The sequence below is a fragment of the Pseudomonas sp. UC 17F4 genome (assembly GCF_900101695.1).
GTDB lineage: Bacteria > Pseudomonadota > Gammaproteobacteria > Pseudomonadales > Pseudomonadaceae > Aquipseudomonas.
In genome coordinates, this window is record NZ_FNKV01000001.1 from 312101 (window position 1) to 332970 (window position 20870).

The 20870-nt window shown below is 63.5% G+C and carries 17 protein-coding genes and 1 pseudogene; 3 read left to right on the forward strand and 15 right to left on the reverse strand.

The window, feature by feature from the left end; all coding sequences use genetic code 11:
- Window positions 1-144: 144 nt before the first annotated feature.
- The 11 genes from mdoH to hutC form a co-directional block, all read right to left on the reverse strand.
- On the reverse strand, window positions 145-2718 hold the full coding sequence (mdoH, locus tag BLR26_RS01410) for a glucans biosynthesis glucosyltransferase MdoH (protein WP_045193885.1): 2574 nt from the start codon (window positions 2716-2718) through the stop codon (window positions 145-147).
- Window positions 2711-4426 carry a glucan biosynthesis protein G gene (locus tag BLR26_RS01415; protein WP_093387197.1) on the reverse strand — a complete coding sequence of 572 codons (1716 nt, stop codon included), beginning with the start codon at window positions 4424-4426 and terminating at the stop codon, window positions 2711-2713. The genes mdoH and BLR26_RS01415 overlap by 8 nt, the downstream gene beginning before the upstream one ends.
- A 261-nt stretch (window positions 4427-4687) precedes the next feature.
- Complete coding sequence (dtd, locus tag BLR26_RS01420; RefSeq protein ID WP_045193886.1) at window positions 4688-5125, reverse strand: D-aminoacyl-tRNA deacylase; 438 nt, start codon at window positions 5123-5125, stop codon at window positions 4688-4690.
- Window positions 5122-6093: a prolyl aminopeptidase gene (gene pip / locus BLR26_RS01425; protein ID WP_045193887.1), complete on the reverse strand. Its 972-nt coding sequence runs from the start codon at window positions 6091-6093 to the stop codon at window positions 5122-5124. The genes dtd and pip overlap by 4 nt, the downstream gene beginning before the upstream one ends.
- 160 nt (window positions 6094-6253) lie before the next feature.
- Complete coding sequence (gene hutG / locus BLR26_RS01430) at window positions 6254-7057, reverse strand: N-formylglutamate deformylase (protein WP_093376995.1); 804 nt, start codon at window positions 7055-7057, stop codon at window positions 6254-6256.
- 10 nt (window positions 7058-7067) lie between these two features.
- Window positions 7068-8273: an imidazolonepropionase gene (hutI, locus tag BLR26_RS01435; RefSeq protein ID WP_093377000.1), complete on the reverse strand. Its 1206-nt coding sequence runs from the start codon at window positions 8271-8273 to the stop codon at window positions 7068-7070.
- Between the two features lie 15 nt (window positions 8274-8288).
- A complete protein-coding gene (locus tag BLR26_RS01440; protein ID WP_093377005.1) occupies window positions 8289-9692 on the reverse strand; it encodes an amino acid permease in 1404 nt (467 codons plus the stop codon).
- 112 nt (window positions 9693-9804) lie between these two features.
- Window positions 9805-11337, reverse strand: coding sequence for a histidine ammonia-lyase (hutH, locus tag BLR26_RS01445; RefSeq protein ID WP_045193891.1), 1533 nt, complete (start codon window positions 11335-11337; stop codon window positions 9805-9807).
- Between the two features lie 67 nt (window positions 11338-11404).
- Window positions 11405-13084: a urocanate hydratase gene (gene hutU, locus BLR26_RS01450; RefSeq protein WP_093377010.1), complete on the reverse strand. Its 1680-nt coding sequence runs from the start codon at window positions 13082-13084 to the stop codon at window positions 11405-11407.
- Between the two features lie 298 nt (window positions 13085-13382).
- The gene (locus tag BLR26_RS01455) at window positions 13383-13952 is read right to left on the reverse strand and encodes a HutD/Ves family protein (protein ID WP_093377014.1); all 570 of its coding nucleotides are present in this window, start codon (window positions 13950-13952) and stop codon (window positions 13383-13385) included.
- Complete coding sequence (gene hutC / locus BLR26_RS01460) at window positions 13949-14659, reverse strand: histidine utilization repressor (protein ID WP_176794301.1); 711 nt, start codon at window positions 14657-14659, stop codon at window positions 13949-13951. The genes BLR26_RS01455 and hutC overlap by 4 nt, the downstream gene beginning before the upstream one ends.
- 143 nt (window positions 14660-14802) lie before the next feature.
- Here hutC and BLR26_RS01465 point away from each other — a divergent pair, with 143 nt between their 5' ends.
- A complete protein-coding gene (locus BLR26_RS01465; protein ID WP_093377019.1) occupies window positions 14803-16167 on the forward strand; it encodes a formimidoylglutamate deiminase in 1365 nt (454 codons plus the stop codon).
- 64 nt (window positions 16168-16231) lie between these two features.
- Here the strand turns inward: BLR26_RS01465 and BLR26_RS01470 are convergent, their stop codons facing one another.
- Window positions 16232-16807: a lipocalin family protein gene (locus BLR26_RS01470; RefSeq protein WP_093377024.1), complete on the reverse strand. Its 576-nt coding sequence runs from the start codon at window positions 16805-16807 to the stop codon at window positions 16232-16234.
- Entirely contained in the window at window positions 16804-17058 is a 255-nt protein-coding gene (locus tag BLR26_RS01475) for an outer membrane protein assembly factor BamE (protein ID WP_010222308.1), read from the reverse strand. The genes BLR26_RS01470 and BLR26_RS01475 overlap by 4 nt, the downstream gene beginning before the upstream one ends.
- Window positions 17059-17292: 234 nt before the next feature.
- Between BLR26_RS01475 and BLR26_RS27630 the strand changes: the two are divergent.
- Window positions 17293-18330 (forward strand): annotated as a pseudogene (locus tag BLR26_RS27630) (cache domain-containing protein); the annotation flags it as partial.
- Window positions 18331-18396: 66 nt separating this feature from the next.
- Window positions 18397-19185 carry a methyl-accepting chemotaxis protein gene (locus tag BLR26_RS27635; protein ID WP_371128662.1) on the forward strand — a complete coding sequence of 263 codons (789 nt, stop codon included), beginning with the start codon at window positions 18397-18399 and terminating at the stop codon, window positions 19183-19185.
- A gap of 53 nt (window positions 19186-19238) precedes the next feature.
- Here BLR26_RS27635 and BLR26_RS01485 read toward each other — a convergent pair whose 3' ends face one another.
- Window positions 19239-19835 carry a DUF924 family protein gene (locus tag BLR26_RS01485; protein WP_045193897.1) on the reverse strand — a complete coding sequence of 199 codons (597 nt, stop codon included), beginning with the start codon at window positions 19833-19835 and terminating at the stop codon, window positions 19239-19241.
- 3 nt (window positions 19836-19838) lie between these two features.
- Window positions 19839-20849 carry a class 1 fructose-bisphosphatase gene (locus BLR26_RS01490; protein ID WP_045193898.1) on the reverse strand — a complete coding sequence of 337 codons (1011 nt, stop codon included), beginning with the start codon at window positions 20847-20849 and terminating at the stop codon, window positions 19839-19841.
- Window positions 20850-20870 lie beyond the last annotated feature (21 nt).

Consider the following 20870-nt stretch of genomic DNA (forward strand, 5'->3'; position numbering starts at 1 on the left):
ACGGTACATATAGCCGAAGATGACTTTGTTACGCATTGATACCAGAAAAAGCATCGCCGGCAACACCGGCTCCCCCAAGGTCAGTTGTGCATACAACCCTGTGAGAGCCGGCGTTGCCGGCGATTGCTTGAGCCTGTCAGACGATCAGGCGCTGGCCATCGAAGGCTGCGCCGCAGGCTCTGGATGCAGCGGCAGCAGCGGCGAGTGCGGATCGTTGGCGATCGACTGGCGCCAGACGCCCAGCCAGGCCTCGTTCTGCCCATCCCAGACTGCTGTGTGCAGGCGCGCCAGGGCGACCGGGTCGCTGAGCAGGGCCAGGCGGGTGTTGCCGTCCAGGCCGTTCGGGCCGACCTCCAGGGCCTTGGCGATACGCTCGGCACGCAGTGCCTCGATCGGCGCCGCGACACCGTGGCGAGCGGTGGCCAGGGCACAAGCCAGGGCGTTCTGCTGCGGATCGACCACGGCACGCACGAAACCGTCGTGCATGGCATGCCAGCGGTTCTCGTGGGTGTACTGGTCGGTGGCCAGCAGCTCCTGCGGCGTGGCGTATTCCTCAGGAATCAGGAACAGGCTTTCGTCCTTGGCACGCAGGCCCAGGTGCACGCGGCTGGAGATCACCGAGACCGGGATCGACAGCATCAGCGAACCGACGATCGGCACCAGCCACCACAAAAAGCTCGGGTTGAGCCAGGCCACCAGCAGCGCCCAGGCCACGCCCAGCAGGGTTTGCGGACCATGGCGGCGTACCGCTTCGCTCCACGGGGTGGAGTCGTCGTCACGCTGCGGCGAGTTCCAGGTCGCGGCCCAGCCGAGGAACGCGGCGAGCACGAAGCGGGTGTGGAAAATCATCCGCACCGGCGCCAGGAGCATGGAGAAGAGCATCTCCAGCAGCATCGACACGGTGACCTTGAAGCGCCCGCCGAACTCTTTCGCGCCCTTGGCCCAGATCAGGATGACGCTGAGCAGCTTGGGCAGGAACAGCAGCACGATGGTGGTGGAGAACAGCGCGATGGCTTTCTCCGGGTGCCACTGCGGCCACAACGGGTAGAGCTGGCGCGGTTCGAGGAAGTACTGCGGCTCCATCAGGGTGTTGGTCGCCAGCAACGCGGTCGACAACACCAGGAAGAAGAACCACAACGGCGCCGACAGGTACGACATCACCCCGGTGAGGAACACCGCACGGTGTACAGGGTGCATGCCCTTGACCAAGAACAGGCGGAAGTTCATCAGGTTGCCGTGACACCAGCGCCGGTCGCGCTTGAGCTCATCGAGCAGGTTCGGTGGCAGTTCTTCGTAACTGCCCGGCAGGTCGTAGGCAATCCACACGCCCCAGCCCGCACGACGCATCAGCGCCGCTTCAACGAAGTCGTGGGAGAGGATCGCACCGGCAAACGCGCCCTTGCCCGGCAATGGCGCCAGGGCGCAGTGCTCGATGAAGGGCTTCATGCGGATGATCGCGTTGTGGCCCCAATAGTGCGACTCGCCGAGCTGCCAGAAGTGCAGGCCGGCGGTGAACAGCGGGCCGTAGACGCGGGTGGCGAACTGCTGCATGCGCGCATACAGGGTGTCCATGCCCGAGGCTTTCGGCGCGGTCTGGATGATCCCGGCGTCCGGATTGGCCTCCATCAGGCGCACCAGGCTGGTCAGGCATTCGCCGCTCATCACGCTGTCGGCATCGAGTACGACCATGTAGCGGTAGTCGCCGCCCCAGCGCCGGCAGAAGTCGTCGAGGTTGCCGCTCTTGCGTTTGACCCGGCGACGCCGGCGACGGTAGAAGATCCGCCCGAAACCTTTGGACTCGCGGCAGACTTCCAGCCAGGCCTGTTGCTCGGCCACGGCGATGTCGGTGTCGTTGGTGTCGCTGAGCACGAAGAAGTCGAAACGGTCGAGGTCACCGGTGGCGGCCACCGACTCGAAGGTCGCCCGCAGGCCGGCGAACACCCGTGGCACGTCTTCGTTGCAGATCGGCATGACGATCGCGGTGCGGGCACCGGCCTCGATCGGCTCATTGCCGGCACTGCTGCCGGAGATGCGGTATTTGTCCCGCCCGGTGAGCAGCTCGAGGAAGCCCATCAGCGCGGTCCAGAAACCCGCCGAGACCCAGCAGAAGAGGATCCCGAAGAGAATCAGGATGCTGGTCTGCAGGGCATACGGCCAGACTTGCGTGGCGGTTTGCAGCAGCGGCTGGTGCATGACCTCGTCGAGGTCGACGAACGACCAGCCCTGGTACGGCAGGATGCCCTTCATGTACCAACCGGCGACGATGGTCTGGCCGAGCATCAGCGCCAGCAGGATGTAGCGGCGCATCGAACCGACCCAGCGCCAGCGTGCCTTGGGCAGCTCGCGTTTTTCCGGGGCCGGGGCGTTGGTGCGGCCGGTCAGGCGGCGCCAGGCGCGGATCAGGATGTTGGTCCGCCACGGCTCGGGGATGACCCGGGTGCGCCGGATCGGCGGCGTGGCCTTCAGGCACACCCGGCCGCTGCCGTCCACCGCGAGCATCTCGGCGTCTTGCAGCTCTTCGGCGCAGGTCACGTGCAGGCGCTCGCCCACCGAGGCCTGGACGGCCTCGGCAGCGTCGGCGCCCGGCTGGGCAGACAGGCGTTGATGCAGCTCGCTGAACGAGGAGCAGCGGGCGAGTTCCGCGCGCTGCTCGTCGCTCAGGGGCAGGTGGGCCAGGTATTCGCTGAGCGATTCTGGCCGGGTATGGGCATTACTCATCGGCAGGCAACTGATAGCTCCAGGTCTCGGTCAGCACCTGTTCGGTGGTGGCCGGTGCCCCGGTGGTGGAGGCCGCGTCGGCGGCAGGTTGCTCGGCAGGCTTGTCGGCCTTGGCGTGTTTGGCCGCGGCTTTGTCCTGCTTGCTTGGTTTGGCAGGCTTGGCCGGCTCGACCGGAACGTCACGCAGCAGGGCGGCGCGCATTTCCACGGACTTGCCCGGATCCTTGATCTTCAACCGCAGGGTCAGGCGCCAGCCCTTGATGTCCGGGTTGTAGCGCAGGTTGTTCTCGACCACTTCGGCATTGTCGCCAACGCTGACCTGGCTGCGCACGGCGGTGTCTTCCGGCAGTTTAGCCAATACCGGGCCTTCGAAGTCGACCAGGAAGGCCACGCTGCCATCGGGCTGACGGATCAGGTTGGACTGCTTGACGTCACCGGTCGAGCGCAGGGTCTGCTTGACCCAGCCCAGGTTCGGCGAATGCAGGTTGGACTCGTCGATGGTCCAGTGCAGGCGGTAGGCGTATTCGAACGGGGTACCTGGCTCCGGCAGTTTCTCCGGGCTCCAGAAGGCCACGATGTTGTCGTTGGTTTCGTCGGCAGTCGGGATCTCGACCAGATCGACGGTACCCTTGCCCCAGTCACCGACCGGCTCGATCCAGGCGCTTGGACGCTTCTGGTAGTTATCGTCGAGGTCTTCGAACTGGCTGAACTCGCGCTGGCGTTGCAGCAGGCCGAAACCACGCGGGTTCTCGACGCTGAAGTTGCTCACGGCCAGGTGTTTCGGGTTGTTCAGCGGGCGCCACAGCCACTCGCCGTTGCCGGCATGGATCGACAGGCCTTCGGAGTCGTGCAGGGCCGGACGGTAGTTGAGAACCTTGGACGGCTGGTTGCCGCCGAACAGGAACATGCTGGTCAGCGGGGCGATGCCCAGGCGGCTGACGTGGTCACGCAGGAACACCTTGGACTGCACGTCGACAATGGTGTCGCTGCCCGGACGCAGGGTCAGGCGGTAGGCACCGGTGGAACGCGGCGAATCGAGCAGCGCGTAGATCACCAGTTGTTTGTCGGCAGGTTTCGGGCGCTCGACCCAGAACTCGGTGAAGCGCGGGAATTCTTCGCCCGATGGCAGCGCGGTATCGATCGCCAGGCCACGAGCCGACAGGCCATACACATGGCCCTTGCCGACCACGCGGAAATAGCTGGCGCCCAGCAGGGTCATGATTTCATCCTGCTTGTCGGCCTTGTTGATCGGGTAAAGCACGCGGAAACCGGCGTAGCCCAGTTGCTCGGTGGCCTTGGCGTCGAACTGCAGGTCGCCGAAATCGAAACGACTCGGGTCGTACTTGATCTCTTTCACCGCCTTGGTGGTGATTTCGTTGATCTTGACCGGTGTGTCGAAATGCATGCCCTGGTGGTAGAAAGACAGCTTGAACGGCGTCTTGTCCTTGGCCCACTCGGCTTTTTCGTTGAGGAAGCGGATTTTCTGGTAGTCCGCGTACTTCATGTCACGGAACACCGCCGGCAGATTGCTTTTCGGCGCTTCGTACTTTTGTCCGGCAAGATCCTTCGCCTTGGCCGCGACATCGTCAAGGTTGAACGCCCAGAGCTGGCCTGCGCCGAGCAGGCTTACCAGCGTTGCGCCTGCCAACAGCGCCGTGCGCAGCCGATTGCCAGGAGTTCTTGGTGCATTACAGGGACTTACAATCACGAGCAACCCTCGCCGAAAACAGATCATAAAACCAACGGCCAGCGACATATGCCAGGTTGGCGAGCACTGTTCGGACTCCGAAAGGGCGCAATGATTCCCCAAACGGTTCCGGACAGTCTCAAGTCAGAGTGAAACGAACCCACGAACGCAGGCCCACATGGCGCGCGATTATCCAGCAGGCTGCGTTACAACGCATCAGGCTGATCAAACTATTTATGCTACAAAACCCCTTGTTTTCCCGCAAACAGGGGTTTTTTGCCATCAGATTTGTAACATAAATGTTACGGGGCCATCATTGACCAGGTGCACTTGCATGTCAGCACCGAACTGACCACTGGCAACCGTCGCATGTTGCGCCTGCGCCTGGGCCAGCAAATAGTCGAAAAGCTCGGCCCCTAGCGCTGGCGGCGCAGCCGTCGAAAAGCTCGGGCGCAGGCCGCTCTGGGTATCGGCGGCCAGGGTGAACTGCGACACCAGCAGCAGGCCGCCGCCGATATCCTTGAGCGACAGGTTCATCTTGCCCTGTGGGTCGCTGAACACCCGGTAGTTGAGCAGCTTGTGCAGCAACTTGTCGGCATGGCCGCGGGTATCGCCCGGCTCGACCGCGACCAGCACCAGCAGGCCCTGGTCGATCGCGCCAACGGTTTTGCCCTCGACATCCACCCGCGCGCCACGCACGCGTTGCAGCAAGCCCTTCATGCTTCTTCCAGGGGCAGGTCGAGCAGGCGCCGGGCCATCTGGTCGGCGGCGCGCACCAGGGCGTCGGTGATGCCGGGCTCCGAGGCCGCGTGGCCAGCGTCGCGAATCACCTTAAGCTCACTGTTCGGCCAGGCCTGATGCAGCTCCCAAGCGTTGTCCAACGGGCAGATCACGTCGTAGCGGCCATGCACGATCACCGCCGGCAGGTGGGCGATCTTCGGCATGTCGCGGATCAGCTGGTCCGGTTCAAGGAAGGCATTGTTGGTGAAGTAGTGGCATTCAATCCGGGCGATCGACAGCGCGCGCTGTGGCTCGGAGAAGCGATCGACCACCAGCGGGTTGGGCCGCAGGGTCGCGGTGCGCCCTTCCCAGGTCGACCAGGCCTTGGCTGCGTGCATCTGGGCGATCTGGTCGTTGCCGGTAAGGCGCTTGTGGAAAGCCTTGACCAGGTCGCCGCGCTCTTCGGCCGGGATCGGCGCGATGTAGTCCTGCCAGTAATCGGGGAACAGGCGGCTGGCGCCGGCCTGGTAGAACCACTCGATCTCTTGCGGGCGGCACAGAAAGATGCCACGCAAAATCAGCCCATGCACGCGCTCGGGGTGGGTCTGGGCGTAGGCCAGGGCCAGGGTCGAGCCCCACGAGCCGCCGAACAGTACCCACTTGTCGATCCCCAGGTGCTTGCGGATGCGCTCCAGGTCTTCGACCAGGTGCCAGGTGGTGTTGTTTTCCAGGCTGGCATGCGGGGTCGAACGGCCGCAGCCGCGCTGGTCGAAGGTGATGATGCGGTACAGATTGGGGTCGAAGTAGCAGCGGCTCTGGGCATCGCAGCCGGCACCCGGGCCACCATGGATGAACACCACCGGCAGACCTTCCGGCGAACCGCTTTCATCGACATACAGCACATGCGGTGCTTCCACGGCCAGATCGTGCCGGGCGTAGGGTTTGATCTGCGGGTACAAGGTCTGCATTACGCACTCCGTGTGGGAATTATTCTGCCGTTGGGCATCATAAACCTGAATTGCGCTTTGAGCATGTACCTGTGATGGCTTTGGGGCCTCATCGCGGGGCAAGCCCGCTCCAACGAGAACTGTGGGAGCGGGCTTGCCCCGCGATGCAGGCGCCGCGCAATCAGCGTGAATAGCGCTCCTTGCCCCACGCCAGCAAGGTCTGGAGCAACTGCTTCAACACCACCTGGGTCGGCGCCGCCAGGTCCTCGCGGTACTTGAACGGCTCGACCTCTTCCATGTAGGTGCTCTGCGCCAGCTCCAGCTGCACCGCATGAATGTTGTTGGCCGGGTCGCCATAGTGGCGGGTGATATGCCCACCCTTGAAGCGGCCATTGAGCACGTGACTGTACTGCTCAAATTTTGCACAAACACCTTGCAGCCGTTCGGCCAGTTGCGGATCACAACTGGCGCCATTGAAGGTGCCGAGGTTGAAGTCCGGCAGCTTGCCGTCGAACAGGTGCGGGATGTGTGAACGAATCGAGTGGGCATCCCACAGCAAGGCATAGCCGAACTGCTCGCGCAGGCGCGCCAGCTCGCTGCGAATGGTGTCGTGGTAAGGCCGCCAGATGGCTTCCAGGTACCCCGCCCGCTCCTGTGCCGACGGCGCCTGGCCGTCCTTGAACAACGGCTCGCCCTCAAACAGCGTGGCCGGGTACAGGCCGGTGGTGGCGCCAACGTACAGCGGCTTGTCGTCGTCCGGGCGGTTCAGGTCGATGACGAAACGCGAGTACTCGGCGGCGACCACGCTCACGCCCAGGCCTTGGGCAAACTCATATAGCTGCGGAATGTGCCAGTCGGTGTCCGGCAAGCTTTGCGCCTGCCCGACCAGGCCGTCCTGCACCGCTGGGGTCAGCTTCAAACCGGCGTGGGGCATGCTGATCAGCAGCGGCAGCGTGCCCTGGTGAAAGTTCAGTACCTTGTCCATAGACCCTCTCTCAATTGGAAATTTCATCGCCCAGGCGCACCACCCGCTTGGGCAGGTCGCCGCCAAGCCAGTAGGCCAGGTCGGCCGGTCGCTCGATCTGCCAGGCGACAAAGTCGGCAACCTTGCCCACTTCCAGCGAACCGTGGCTGTCGCCCATGCCCAAAGCGGTTGCCGCATGCAGGGTGACACCGGCCAGGGCTTCTTCCGGGGTCATGCGGAACAGGGTACAGGCCATGTTCAGCATTAGCCGCAGCGACAGCGCCGGCGAAGTGCCGGGGTTGAGGTCGCTGGCAATGGCAATTTTCACCCCATGCTTGCGCAGCGCATCCATCGGTGGCAACTGGGTTTCGCGCAGGAAGTAGAACGCACCGGGCAGCAACACCGCTACGGTCCCGGCCGCCGCCATGGCGATGGCGTCGTCTTCAGTCATGAATTCCAGGTGATCGGCCGACAGCGCCTGGTAACGCGCCGCCAGGCTCGAGCCTGCCAGCGAGGACAGTTGCTCGGCATGCAGCTTGACCGGCAGGCCCAGTTCGCGAGCCTTGATGAACACCCGCTCGACCTGGGCCGGCGAAAACGCCAGGTACTCGCAGAAGGCATCCACTGCATCCACCAAACCCTCGGCCGCCAGGGCCGGGAGCATTTCGTCACAGATATGGCTGATGTAGTCGTCAGCCCGATCCTTGTATTCCGGTGGCAAGGCGTGGGCTGCCAGGCAGGTGCTGCGCACGGTAAGCGGCAGCTCCTCGCCAAGGCGGCGGATAACCTTGAGCAGCTTGCGCTCGCTGGCCAGGTCAAGGCCGTAGCCGGACTTGATCTCCAGGGTGGTGACGCCATCATGCATCAGCGCTTGCACGCGCTGGCGGGCACTGGCGAACAGCTCGTCTTCGCTGGCCGCGCGGGTCGCCCGCACGGTACTGGCGATGCCGCCGCCCTGGGCGGCGATCTCGGCATAGCTGACGCCTTGCAAGCGCTGCTCGAACTCGCCGCTGCGGTTGCCGCCAAACACCGCGTGGGTGTGGCAGTCGATCAACCCCGGAGTGACCCAGGCGCCGCCCAGGTCCACGGTTCTGTCAGCGACCAGGGCCGGCAGCTGCTGGCGCGGCCCGATCCATTCGATATGGCCGGCGCTGGTGACGATCGCCGCATCCTCGATGATCGAGTAAGTACCTTGCGCCATGCTTGCCACATGGCAATGCTGCCAGAGGGTTTTCATCCAGAGTCTCCTTGATCAGAGTTGAGAGGGTTCCTGCACCAGCGGCTGCTCGGCGGCAACCACCTGCGGCTTGCACCAGAGTTTGTAGGCCACCACCAGGAACAGTACCCAGACCACGCCGACCAGCAGCGCGGCTTGAGTATCAGGGAAGTACCCAAGTACGCCGAAGACAAACAGCATGAAGGCAATCGCCGCCGCCGGGCCATAAGGCCAGAACGGTACCGGGAATTTCAGCTGGGCAACTTCTTCACGGCTCATGCTGCGGCGCATGGCAACCTGGGTTACCAGGATCATCAGCCACACCCAGACGGTCGCGAAGGTGGCGATCGAGGCAATCAGCAGGAATACGTTTTCCGGGATCAGGTAGTTGAGCACCACACCGCCGAGCAACGCTGCGCCCATGACCAGCACGGTCATCCATGGCACGCCATGCCGGGAGATCTTGGCAAAGCCTTTGGGCGCCTGACCTTGCTGGGCCAGGCCATACATCATGCGCCCGGCGCCGAAAATGTCGCTGTTGATCGCCGAGACCGCGGCGGAAATCACCACGATGTTCAGCACGGTCGCCGCCGAGCCAATCCCCAGGTTACTGAAGATCTGCACGAACGGGCTGCCCTGGCTGCCGATCTGCGGCCATGGGTACAGGCACATCAATACGAACAGGGTCAGTACATAGAACAGCAGGATGCGCATCGGCACGGCGTTGATTGCCTTGGGGATAACGCGCTGCGGGTCCTTGGCTTCACCGGCGGTGATGCCGATGATTTCGATGCCGCCAAAGGCAAACATCACCACGGCAAACGAGGCGATCAGGCCACCAATGCCGTTGGGCATGAAGCCGCCATGCTCGAACAGGTTGCTGATGCCCACGGCGTTATCGGCAGCGGCATTGCTCAGGCCGAAGGCCATGATGCCGAAACCGGCGAGGATCATCGCGACGATGGCGCCGACCTTGAGCAGCGACAGCCAGAATTCCATCTCGCCGAACACCTTGACGTTGCACAGGTTCAGGCCGCCGATCAGGAAGACGATGCCCAGCACCCAGATCCAGCGCGCCACTTCCGGAAACCAGAAGCCCATATAGATGCCGAAGGCGGTGACGTCGGCGAGGCAGACGATGATCATTTCAAAGGCATAGGTCCAGCCGAGGATAAACCCCGACATCGGCCCCAGGTAGGTACTGGCGTAGTGGCCGAAGGAACCGGACACCGGGTTGTGCACGGCCATTTCGCCCAGCGCGCGCATGACCATGAAGACCGCTGCACCACCGATCAGGTAGGCCAGCAGTACTGCAGGGCCGGCCATCTGGATGGCCGAGGCGGAGCCGTAGAACAGCCCGGTACCGATCGCCGAGCCCAGCGCCATGAAACGAATGTGTCGCGCGGTCAGCCCGCGCTTGAGTCCTTGAGCTTCTTGCATGTCACGTCCTTATTCTTGTTCTGGTCGTGAGAATGAACGGGCGCGCCAATCCCGGCGCAAGCCCGCCCCCGAAGTGGGAGCGGGCTTGCCCCGCGAGGGGCCCCGGGAGCAATTACAGGCTAGGCAGGACCTTGGCCGGCAGCAGGCCGGTCAGGCGCCCTTCGGCCAGCAGGGCGATGGCCGCCTCGATGTCCGGGGCGAAGAAGCGGTCTTTGTCGTAGTAGGCAACCTTGCTGCGCAGGGTTTGACGCGCCTGTTCCAGCTTCGGCGAGGTCTTCAGGCCTTCGCGCAGGTCCAGGCCCTGGCAGGCAGCCAGCCATTCGATGGCAAGGATACCGCGCACGTTGTCGCTCATTTCCCACAGGCGCTTGCCGGCAGCCGGGGCCATCGACACGTGGTCTTCCTGGTTGGCAGACGTTGGCAGGCTGTCGACACTGTGCGGGTGGGCCAGGGCCTTGTTCTCGCTGGCCAGGGCCGCGGCGGTAACCTGGGCGATCATGAAGCCGGAGTTGACCCCGCCATTGGCAACCAGGAACGGCGGCAGCTGGGACATGTGCTTGTCCATCATCAGCGAGATGCGGCGCTCGCTCAGTGAACCGATTTCGGCGATGGCCAGGGCCATGTTGTCGGCGGCCATGGCCACCGGCTCCGCGTGGAAGTTACCACCGGAGATCACGTCACCTTCGGCGGCAAATACCAGCGGGTTGTCGGACACGGCGTTGGCTTCGATCACCAGCACTTCGGCGGCCTGGCGGAACTGGGTCAGGCAGGCGCCCATGACCTGTGGCTGGCAACGCAGCGAGTACGGGTCTTGGACTTTGCCGCAGTTCTCGTGGGAGGCGGAAACTTCGCTGCCATCACCCAGCAGGTCGCGGTAGCACGCGGCTGCATCGATCTGGCCGCGCTGGCCACGGGCTTCGTGGATGCGCGCATCGAACGGCGAACGCGAACCGAGCACGGCTTCGACGGTCAGGCCACCGACCGACATGGCCGCGGCGAACAGGTCTTCACCTTCGAACAGGCCGCGCAGGGCAAAGGCGGTGGATGCCTGAGTGCCATTGAGCAGTGCCAGGCCTTCTTTGGCCGCCAGGGTCAGCGGCTCAAGGCCAGCAACCGCCAGGGCTTCGGTGGCCGACAGCCATTGGCCGTTGTGACGCGCCTTGCCTTCACCCAACAGTACCAGCGACATGTGCGCCAGCGGGGCGAGGTCGCCGGACGCGCCGACCGAACCCTTGAGCGGGATGTGTGGATAGACTTCGGCGTTGATCAGCGCGATCAGGGCGTTGATCACCTTGCGGCGGATGCCGGAGAAACCACGGCTCAGGCTGTTGACCTTGAGCACCATGATCAGGCGCACCAGGGCGTCGTCGATCGGTTGGCCGACGCCAGCGGCGTGGGACAGCACCAGCGAACGCTGGAGGTTTTCCAGGTCGTGGCTGGCGATACGGGTCGAGGCCAGCAGGCCGAAACCGGTGTTGATGCCGTAGGCGGTGCGGTTTTCCGCGAGAATCTGCTCGACGCAGGCGACGCTGGCGTCGATCTGCTGGTCAGCGCTGGAATCCAGCTTGAGTTTTACCGGCTGCTGGTAGATCGCACGCAGCTGAGCCAGGGTCAGGGTGCCAGGCTTCAGGGTCAATTCAGTCACGTTAATGCTCCGTACTCGTGAGGCGTAGGCGCCTGCATAGATATCAGTATCAACCATTTAGCGCAGATCAGCGCGTGATCATCGGCAGGTTCAAGCCTTGTTCCTTGGCGCAGTCGATGGCGATCTGATAACCGGCATCGGCGTGGCGCATGACACCAGTAGCCGGGTCGTTGGTCAGTACCCGGGCGATCCGCTCGGCAGCTTCGTCGGTACCGTCGCAGACGATGACCATGCCCGAGTGCTGGGAGAAGCCCATGCCTACGCCACCACCGTGGTGCAGGGACACCCAGGTCGCACCGCTGGCGGTGTTGAGCAGGGCGTTGAGCAGCGGCCAGTCGGAGACGGCGTCGGAGCCATCCTGCATCGATTCGGTTTCACGGTTGGGGCTGGATACCGAGCCGGAGTCCAGGTGGTCGCGGCCGATAACGATCGGCGCCGACAACTCGCCGCGGCGGACCATTTCGTTGAACGCCAGGCCCAGCTTGGCGCGCTGGCCCAGACCAACCCAGCAGATACGCGCCGGCAGGCCCTGGAAGCTGATGCGCTCGCGAGCCATGTCCAGCCAGTTGTGCAGGTGGTCGTCGTCCGGGATCAGTTCCTTGACCTTGGCGTCGGTCTTGTAGATGTCTTCGGCATTACCCGACAGCGCCGCCCAGCGGAACGGACCGATACCACGGCAGAACAGCGGACGAATGTAGGCCGGTACGAAGCCCGGGAAGTCGAAGGCATTGGCAACGCCCTCTTCCTTGGCCATTTGACGGATGTTGTTACCGTAGTCGAAAGTCGGCACGCCCTGCTTCTGGAACTCGAGCATGGCTTGAACGTGGACAGCCATCGATTGCTTGGCGGCCTTGACCACCGCAGCCGGTTCGGTCTGCGCACGGTCGCGGTATTGCTCCCAGGTCCAGCCGGCTGGCAGGTAGCCGTTGAGCGGGTCGTGGGCGCTGGTCTGGTCGGTGACCATGTCCGGGCGCACGCCACGCTTGATCAGTTCAGGCAGGATTTCGGCGGCGTTGCCCAGCAGGGCAATGGAGATGGCCTTGCCTTCGGCGGTGTATTTGGCGATACGCGCCAGGGCGTCGTCCAGGTCCTTGGCTTGCTCGTCGACATAACGGCTGCTCAGGCGGAAGTCGATGCGGCTCTGCTGGCATTCGATGTTCAGCGAGCAGGCGCCGGCCAGGGTCGCCGCCAGTGGCTGGGCGCCGCCCATGCCGCCCAGGCCCGCGGTCAGTACCCACTTGCCCTTGAGGCTGCCGTGGTAGTGCTGGCGGCCGGCTTCGACGAAGGTTTCGTAGGTGCCCTGGACGATGCCCTGGCTGCCGATATAGATCCAGCTGCCGGCGGTCATCTGGCCGTACATGGCCAGGCCCTTGGCATCCAGTTCGTTGAAGTGTTCCCAGTTGGCCCAGTGCGGTACCAGGTTGGAGTTGGCGATCAGTACGCGCGGGGCGTTACTGTGGGTCTTAAACACGCCGACCGGCTTGCCCGACTGCACCAGCAGGGTTTCGTCGTCGTTCAGGTTGGTCAGGCTCTCGACGATCTTGTCGTAGCACTCCCAGTTACGCGCGGCACGGCCAATACCGCCGTACACCACCAGCTCTTTCGGGTTCTCGGCGACTTCCGGGTCGAGGTTGTTCATCAGCATGCGCAACGGTGCTTCAGTCAGCCAGCTTTTGGCGGTCAGCTTGTTGCCGCGCGCTGCGCGGATTTCGACGTCACGGAATTTCTTGAAGTTGTTGTCAGTCACGGAAATGGCTCCTAAGCGATCGGTCCAGAGCAACCCAGGCATTGGGTGGGTCATGGCACTTATACAAACACATCTTTACTTGTATGTACAAGCATAGGCAATTGAAGTGCCAACTCCTGATCAGTGCGCTTTCCCCGGCGCCAACGCAGGTGCTAGAGCCCCGCGATGCGCGGGCTGTGGCGAATTAAAATTTTTTCCAGGAGATGAGCGGTCAAGCCAAGGGGATCAGTGGCGTTGCACCACTTTGGGTCAATCGGTAACAGCCTCGGCCGCGCTGAACGGCCGAGGCGTAACACACTCAGCGCGGGCTGAGCTCGATCAGGCAGCAACGCCCCTGAATGTTCAAGGTCTGCAGGCCCTGACTCGCCTCCAGGTGCAAGCAGTCATAGCGCCCAAGCAGCTGCACACCGCTGTCCAGCGTCACCTCGACCTGGGAAGCCACGGCAAACAGCAGCACGGTCGTGGCCGAACTGAACAGCCGCTGGCTGCCATCGAGCCACTGCAGGCGCGCGTTGTAGCGCTCGGGAGAATAGATCAGGTTGAAATCGCGAATTGCACCACCGAGCAGCGTGCAACTGACCTGGCTCTGGCCGCTGAAGGCAAAGGCGTCGAACGGCAGCAACGGCCGCGTCGGCTGGCCATCGACCTGCAGGCGCATGCCCTCGCCCTCGAGCACGGTGATGATCCGCTGATACCCGGCAAAGCTGGAAAAGCCACCGGACTCGCTGATATCGGCAATCGACAGGCGCCAGCCGAAGCCGTCCAGGCCGACGCCGGCATCGCGGGCAATCTCTTCGGTGCTGCCGCCGCCGTTCTTCCATGGCATGCGGGGGTAGTCTTTGGCGCGTAATACCTGCAACTGGCTCATTTGCTGAAGCGTCCTTCCAAGCGATGACGGGATCCGGGATGAATCAGACGAGCGGCAGTCACTGGCTGGCGCCCAGACCAGGTGCGGCGGCGGATCAGCAGGCACGGCTCGCCCGGTTCGATTTGCAGCAGGCGGCATTCATCCGGGTCGGCAAGAATCGCCTCGACCACGTGTTCGCCCTCGGTCAAGGGTGCGACCTGGGACAGGTAGGCGTAGGGCGTTTGCCGGGTGAAGTCCTGCTGGAGGTATTCGGGCGCTACCGCAGCATTAACGAAGCGGTCTTCGATCTGCACGGCGACGCCGTTCTCGTAATGCACGATCAGCGAGTGGAACACCCGCTGGCCTTCACGCATGTCCAGGGCCAGGGCGCGCTCGGAACCGGCGGCCTCTTCGGCGAGGATGATCACCTTGCAGCTGTGCTCGTGGCCACGGGCGGCGATCTCGTCGGCAATGTTGTTGACCTCGAACAGCGCCGAACGGCTCTTGGGCTCGGCAACAAAGGTGCCGACGCCCTGCATGCGCACCAGCAAGCCTTCGGCAGTGAGCTCGCGCAAGGCGCGGTTGATGGTCATGCGGCTGAAGCCCAACTGGTTGACCAGTTCGCTCTCGGACGGCACCCGGTGATGCGGCGGCCAGCTGCCATTCTGGATCTGCTGGGCGATCATCTGTTTGACCCGGGCGTACAGCGGCGCCGGACCCTCGCCCATCTGGGCAACCAGCGCGGAGACAGGAGGTGTCGGCACGGAAGATATCCTTGTTCGGTTGAATGAACGGTAGCTTGCCGGAGTTTACCCAGCAGGCAAACGTCTGTATATGTATATACAAATAATCACAATGAGGTGCCGTGCCGATGTCCGTCTTCTTTGCCGAACGTGCTTTGCTGCCTACAGGCTGGGCCGAAAACGTCCGAATCGAGGTCGGCGCCGACGGCCTGCTGACCCGCATCGAGGCCAATGCCTCGGCCGAAGGCGCCGAGCACCTGGCCGGCCCGCTGCTGCCGGGCATGCCCAACCTGCACTCGCACGCCTTCCAGCGCGCCATGGCCGGGCTTGCGGAAGTGGCCGGCAACCCCAATGACAGCTTCTGGACCTGGCGCGAGCTGATGTATCGCCTGGTCGGCAAGATCAGCCCGGAGCAGCTGCAGGTCATTGCCCGCCAGCTGTACATCGAGATGCTCAAGGCCGGCTATACCTCGGTCGCCGAATTCCACTACGTTCACCACGACACCCAGGGCCAGGCCTACGCCGACCCGGCGGAGCTGTCGCTGCGCATCAGCGCTGCGGCGCGCGCCAGCGGCATCGGCCTGACCCTGTTGCCGGTGCTGTACAGCCACTCCGGCTTTGGCGGGCAAGCACCGAACGAAGGCCAGCGGCGCTTTATCAACAGCACCGAACAGTACCTGAACCTGCAGGCACGCCTGGCACCGCTGCTCGCCGAGCAGCCGGCGCAGGCCCTGGGCCTGTGTTTCCATTCGTTGCGCGCGGTGACTCCGGAGCAGATCGCCGAGGTCATGGCTGCCAGCGACAAGGCCTGTCCGGTGCACATCCATATCGCCGAGCAACAGAAAGAAGTCGACGACTGCCTGGCCTGGAGCGGGCGCCGGCCGTTGCAGTGGCTCTACGAGAACACCGAAGTAAATCAGCGCTGGTGCCTGGTGCACGCCACCCATGCCGAACCCGACGAAGTCGAGTTGATGGCCCGCAGCGGCGCGATCGCCGGCTTGTGCCTGACCACCGAGGCGAACCTGGGCGACGGCATCTTCCCGGCCGTGGATTACCTGGCCCGCGGCGGGCGCCTGGGGATTGGTTCGGACAGCCATGTGTCATTGAGCGTGGTAGAGGAATTGCGCTGGCTGGAATATGGCCAGCGTTTGCGTGACCAGCGCCGTAACCGCCTGTACCGCGGCGATCAGCCAATGGTCGGGCGCACCCTGTACGACGCCGCCCTGAGTGGCGGCGCCCAGGCCATGGGCCAGCCGATTGGCGAACTGGCGGTGGGCAAGCGCGCGGACTGGCTGGTGCTCGATGGCAACGACCCGTACCTGGCGACAGCCAGTGAAGACGGCATTCTCAACCGCTGGCTGTTTGCCGGCGGTGACCGTCAGGTGCGCGATGTGATGGTCAACGGCCAGTGGGTCGTGCGCCAGGGTCGCCATGCCCAGGAAGAAGACAGCGCACGGGAATTTGCCGGGGTGCTGCGCAGCCTGTTGGGCTGATTACGCCATCGCGGGGCAAGCCCGCTCCTACACTGACGGAGTTGGCTTGCCAGCGATTTGGGTATCAAGGCTTGTGCGCCGCCATGTCCTTGTCCGTCACCCGCCAGATCAGCCGCTGGGTGTCGTAGCCCTGCTGGCGCGCCTTGGCCAGCAGGCTTTCGCGCTGCAACGCCGGAATGGTCGGGGTGCGCGAAAGTATCCACAGGTACTTGCGATCCGGATTGCCGACCAGCGCAGTCTGGTACTTGTCGTCGACGTAAAGGATCCAGTAGTTGCCCTTGGCGACCCCAGGCAGCAAGGTCGAGAACCAGTTGTCGAACTCCACCCAGAGCTTGTCGGTCTTGCCCGGCACCTGCGCAGTGGCCGTGCCGCTGGCCTCCTGCCATTCACCCAGCAGGGTCTGGCAGCGGTTGAGCACCCCGACATTACCGTCCGGCTTGAGGTTGTAATGAGCCTCGGACTGGGCGCAGTCGCGCTGGAAGAACATCGGCAGCCGCGCCAGTTCATACCACTTGCCCTGGTAGCGTTTGAGGTCGACGCTGCCGGCAGTCTTGGGCTCCAGCGAGCCTGCGCCGGTGCTGGCACAGCCGCCGAGGATCAACCCGGCGCACAGCGCCAGCAGCAGATGCAACCGCTTCATTTGAGGCCCTGCCCGGAATACATCAGCACTTTGTCACCGGCGTACTGGACACTGATAAAGGTCTTCTCGTCGCCCCAGGTGCAGCTGGACATGCCCAGGGCGCCCGAGCAATCGGTCGGCGCGCCGAGCAGTTTTTCGACCTCGGCCTTGGCCATCCCGGACTTGAGCTGTGAATAGTTTTCCTGGTTGATCTTGTTGCACGCAGTGAGGAACACGCACAAGGACAGCAGGGCGAGGGAACGCAACGACATGAAGGGTCACTCCTGGACATGAGGGTGCAGGCGCGGTGGCCTACCGACAGCTTAGAAGGGAAAAAGCTCATCCGGTTCCCAAGCGCCCAGGTTTTGTTGGCGTCAAAGCCCCGCCATTGGTCGACTGGTGAGTTCTGCGATTAATCTTTTGCCCATAACGGACGACACAGGAAGGCGCTGCGACCGATTGCCGCGCCCCACCCGTTGACCCGCCTTGTGCAGACAGACCTCGCAATGACAAAAAACCTGAAGTTCAGCCACAAGATTCTGCTCGCCGCCGCCCTGGTGGTCGCTGTCGCCTTCACCTGTTTCATCCTGTTCAACGATTACCGCCAGCGCCAGACCCTGCGCAGCAACACCGAAGCCTCGATGCAGGAGCTCGGCAGCCTGACCAGCAGCAATATCCAGACCTGGCTGCAAAGCCGCATGCAGCTGCTGCAGTCGCTGTCCCAGCAAGTCGCCATCGATGGCGCCAGCAAGGACAGCCTGACCCGCAGCCTGAGCTTGCCGGTGTACGGCAGCAATTTTTTGCTGACCTACTTCGGTGGCCAGGACGGCTACATGCAGTCGGTGCCGCTGGGCAATCGCGCCGCCGACTACGACCCGCGGGTGCGCGGCTGGTACAAGGCCGCCACCAGCGCCGGCCAGACCATCATTACCGAGCCGTACATTTCAGCGTCGGCCAACAAGCTGGTGATCACCCTGGCCACCCCGGTGCAGCACCAGGGCCGGCTGATCGGCGTCAACGGCGTCGACACCGATCTGGATAGCATCAGCGCGATCATCAACGCGCTGAACTTCGACGGCCACGGCCAGGCCTTCATCGTCAACGGCGCGGGCAAGATCCTCGTCCACCCGAAAGCCGACCTGGTGCTGAAGGACCTCAGCGACGCCTACCCGCAAGACACCCCGCAGGTTGGTAGCGGCCTGAAAGAAGCCGAGCTCAACGGCCACAAGCAGTTCATCACCTTCACCAAGGTCAACGGCGTGGCGTCGGCGGACTGGTACGTGGCGCTGGAGCTCGACCAGGATTTCGCCTTTGCCATGCTCAGCGAACTGCGCACCTCGGCAGTGGTGGCCACGGTGATCGCCGTGCTGATCATCATCGCCCTGCTCGGCGTGCTGATTCGCGTGCTGATGGAGCCGCTGCACGTGATGGGCCGGGCCATGCACGACATCGCCGAAGGCGAAGGCGACCTGACCCGGCGCTTGCGCATTCATGGCCAGGACGAATTCGGTAGCCTCGGCCAATCGTTCAACCGCTTTGTCGAGCGTATTCACGAGTCGATCCGCGAAGTGGCCTCGGCCACCGGCCAGGTCAACGAAGTGGCGCTGCGCGTGGTCAGTGCCTCGAACGCCTCGATCCACAATGCCGACCAGCAGTCGAGCCGCACCAGCAGCGTCGCTGCGGCGATCAACCAGCTTGGCGCCGCCGCCCAGGAAATCGCCCAGAACGCCGCCCTCGCCTCGCAACATTCCAGCGACGCGCGCAACCTGGCAGCGCAGGGCCAGCAGGTGGTCGAGCAGACCATCGAAGTGATGAACCAACTGTCGGCGAAAATCAGCGACTCGTGCGGCAACATCGAGACGCTCAATGCCAACACGGTGAACATCGGCCAGATTCTCGAGGTGATCAGCGGCATTTCCCAGCAGACCAACCTGCTGGCGCTCAACGCCGCCATCGAAGCGGCCCGTGCCGGCGAGGCCGGACGCGGCTTTGCCGTGGTGGCCGACGAGGTCCGCAACCTCGCCCACCGCACCCAGGATTCGGCCCAGCAGGTTCAGCGCATCATCGAAGAGCTGCAGGCTGGTGCTCAGGTGGCGGTCAGCACCATGACCGAAAGCCAGAGCCACAGCCAGCACAGCGTCGGCATCGCCAACCAGGCCGGCGAGCGGCTGGGCAGCGTAACCCTGCGTATCGGCGAGATCGACGGCATGAACCAGTCGGTAGCCACCGCCACCGAAGAGCAGACGGCCGTGGTCGAGTCGATCAATGTCGACATCACCGAGATCAATACGCTGAATCAGGAAGGGGTAGAGAACCTGCAGGCAACCTTGCGCGCCTGCAATGACCTGGAGAATCAGGCCAATCGTTTGAAGCAATTGGTGGGGAGTTTCAGGATCTGATGTGAAGCTGATCGCGGGGCGACGACTCGACTTGCCCCGCGATTGAGCTCAACTCAAAACCTTGAGCCCGGCTCCAGCAGAAAATCCATCTCTTCATCGGTACTCGGCCGATTCAGCAACAGATTGCGATGCGGGAAGCGGCCAAAGCGGGCAATCACCCGCTGGTGCTGTTCGGCGTAGTCAAGGAACCCTTCGAACAAGCGCCGATCGGCATCCGGCTGGGCATCGAGCAGCAACTGGTAACGCTCGACGCTGATGTTCTGCCAGTCCAGTACCTCGGCATGCTCCAGCACCAACAGGATGAACACCCGCTGGATCGGCAGCAACTGGTAATCCCAGGCCTTGTCCAGCCCCTGCATCACCAGCACCTGGGCACGTCGGTCGCCATCGAAGGCGCGCGGCGTGTCGCGGTGGATCATGCGCGGCAACTGGTCGAGCAGCAACACCAGGCCAAGCCAGCCCTGAGGGCTTTGCAGCCACTCATCGAGGCCGCCGGCCAGCGCTTGCTCGACCAGCTCGCCGAAGCGCTCACGCGCTTCGTCGTCGTGGTGCTTGCCGAACCACAAGGTGCTCTTCTCGTCAGCCACATCCTGGGGGCTGGTGCCCCAGCCAAACCACCACTCCAGCAAAGGCTGCCAAGGTGCGAGCATGATTTACTCCTTGTGATAACCGGTAACGCGCTCGACTTCCTGCTTGGAGCCGAGGAACACTGCCACGCGCTGGTGCAGGCTCTCTGGCTGGATGTCGAGGATGCGCTGGCGACCGTCAGTGGAAGCACCGCCGGCCTGTTCGATGATGAAGGACATCGGGTTGGCTTCGTACATCAGACGCAGCTTGCCCGGCTTGGATGGCTCACGGGCATCGCGCGGGTACATGAACAGGCCGCCACGGGTCAGGATGCGGTGCACATCGGCAACCATCGAGGCGATCCAGCGCATGTTGTAGTTCTTTTTCAGCGGACCGGTTTCACCGGCCAGCAGCTCGCCCACGTAGCGGGTCACCGGCTCTTCCCAGTGGCGCTGGTTGGACATGTTGATGGCGAATTCGGCGGTGGTTTCCGGCACCTGGATGTTCTCGTGGGTCAGTACGAAACTGCCCAGTTCGCGGTCCAGGGTGAAGCCCTTGACGCCGTTGCCCAGGGTCAGGATCAGCATGGTTTGCGGGCCGTAGATCGCGTAACCGGCGGCAACCTGCTTGGTGCCTGGCTGCAGGAAGGCCTGCTCGTTGAGGCTCTCGTTCTGGCTCAGGTATTCGTTCGGGCAGCGCAGTACCGAGAAGATGGTGCCGACCGAGACGTTGACGTCGATGTTCGACGAACCGTCCAGCGGGTCGAAGACCAGCAGGTAGGCGCCTTTCGGGTATTTGCCCGGGATCTGGTAGGCGTTGTCCATCTCTTCGGAAGCCATGCCGGCCAGGTGACCGCCCCACTCGTTGGCTTCGAGGAGGATGTCGTTGGAGATCACGTCGAGTTTCTTCTGGACTTCGCCCTGCACGTTCTCGGTGCCCATGCTGCCCAGGACACCGCCCAGCGCGCCTTTGGAGACGTTGTGGCTGATTTCCTTGCACGCACGCGCCACCACTTCGATCAGGAAGCGCAGATCGGCAGGGGTACTGTTGCTGCGGGTCTGCTCAATCAAATAGCGACTCAGGGTAACGCGGGACATGTAAGGCTCCGAAGGAAGGGG

Excerpts from the sequence above, each read along its gene's own strand:
- mdoH (WP_045193885.1), bottom strand. The coding sequence starts at position 2,718 with ATGAGTAATGCCCATACCCGGCCAGAATCGCTCAGCGAATACCTGGCC.
- dtd (WP_045193886.1), bottom strand. The coding sequence starts at position 5,125 with ATGAAGGGCTTGCTGCAACGCGTGCGTGGCGCGCGGGTGGATGTCGAG.
- pip (WP_045193887.1), bottom strand. The coding sequence starts at position 6,093 with ATGCAGACCTTGTACCCGCAGATCAAACCCTACGCCCGGCACGATCTG.
- hutG (WP_093376995.1), bottom strand. The coding sequence starts at position 7,057 with ATGGACAAGGTACTGAACTTTCACCAGGGCACGCTGCCGCTGCTGATC.
- hutI (WP_093377000.1), bottom strand. The coding sequence starts at position 8,273 with ATGAAAACCCTCTGGCAGCATTGCCATGTGGCAAGCATGGCGCAAGGT.
- BLR26_RS01440 (WP_093377005.1), bottom strand. The coding sequence starts at position 9,692 with ATGCAAGAAGCTCAAGGACTCAAGCGCGGGCTGACCGCGCGACACATT.
- BLR26_RS01455 (WP_093377014.1), bottom strand. The coding sequence starts at position 13,952 with ATGAGCCAGTTGCAGGTATTACGCGCCAAAGACTACCCCCGCATGCCA.
- hutC (WP_176794301.1), bottom strand. The coding sequence starts at position 14,659 with ATGGGCGAGGGTCCGGCGCCGCTGTACGCCCGGGTCAAACAGATGATC.
- BLR26_RS01465 (WP_093377019.1), top strand. The coding sequence starts at position 14,803 with ATGTCCGTCTTCTTTGCCGAACGTGCTTTGCTGCCTACAGGCTGGGCC.
- BLR26_RS01470 (WP_093377024.1), bottom strand. The coding sequence starts at position 16,807 with ATGAAGCGGTTGCATCTGCTGCTGGCGCTGTGCGCCGGGTTGATCCTC.
- BLR26_RS01475 (WP_010222308.1), bottom strand. The coding sequence starts at position 17,058 with ATGTCGTTGCGTTCCCTCGCCCTGCTGTCCTTGTGCGTGTTCCTCACT.
- BLR26_RS01485 (WP_045193897.1), bottom strand. The coding sequence starts at position 19,835 with ATGCTCGCACCTTGGCAGCCTTTGCTGGAGTGGTGGTTTGGCTGGGGC.
- BLR26_RS01490 (WP_045193898.1), bottom strand. The coding sequence starts at position 20,849 with ATGTCCCGCGTTACCCTGAGTCGCTATTTGATTGAGCAGACCCGCAGC.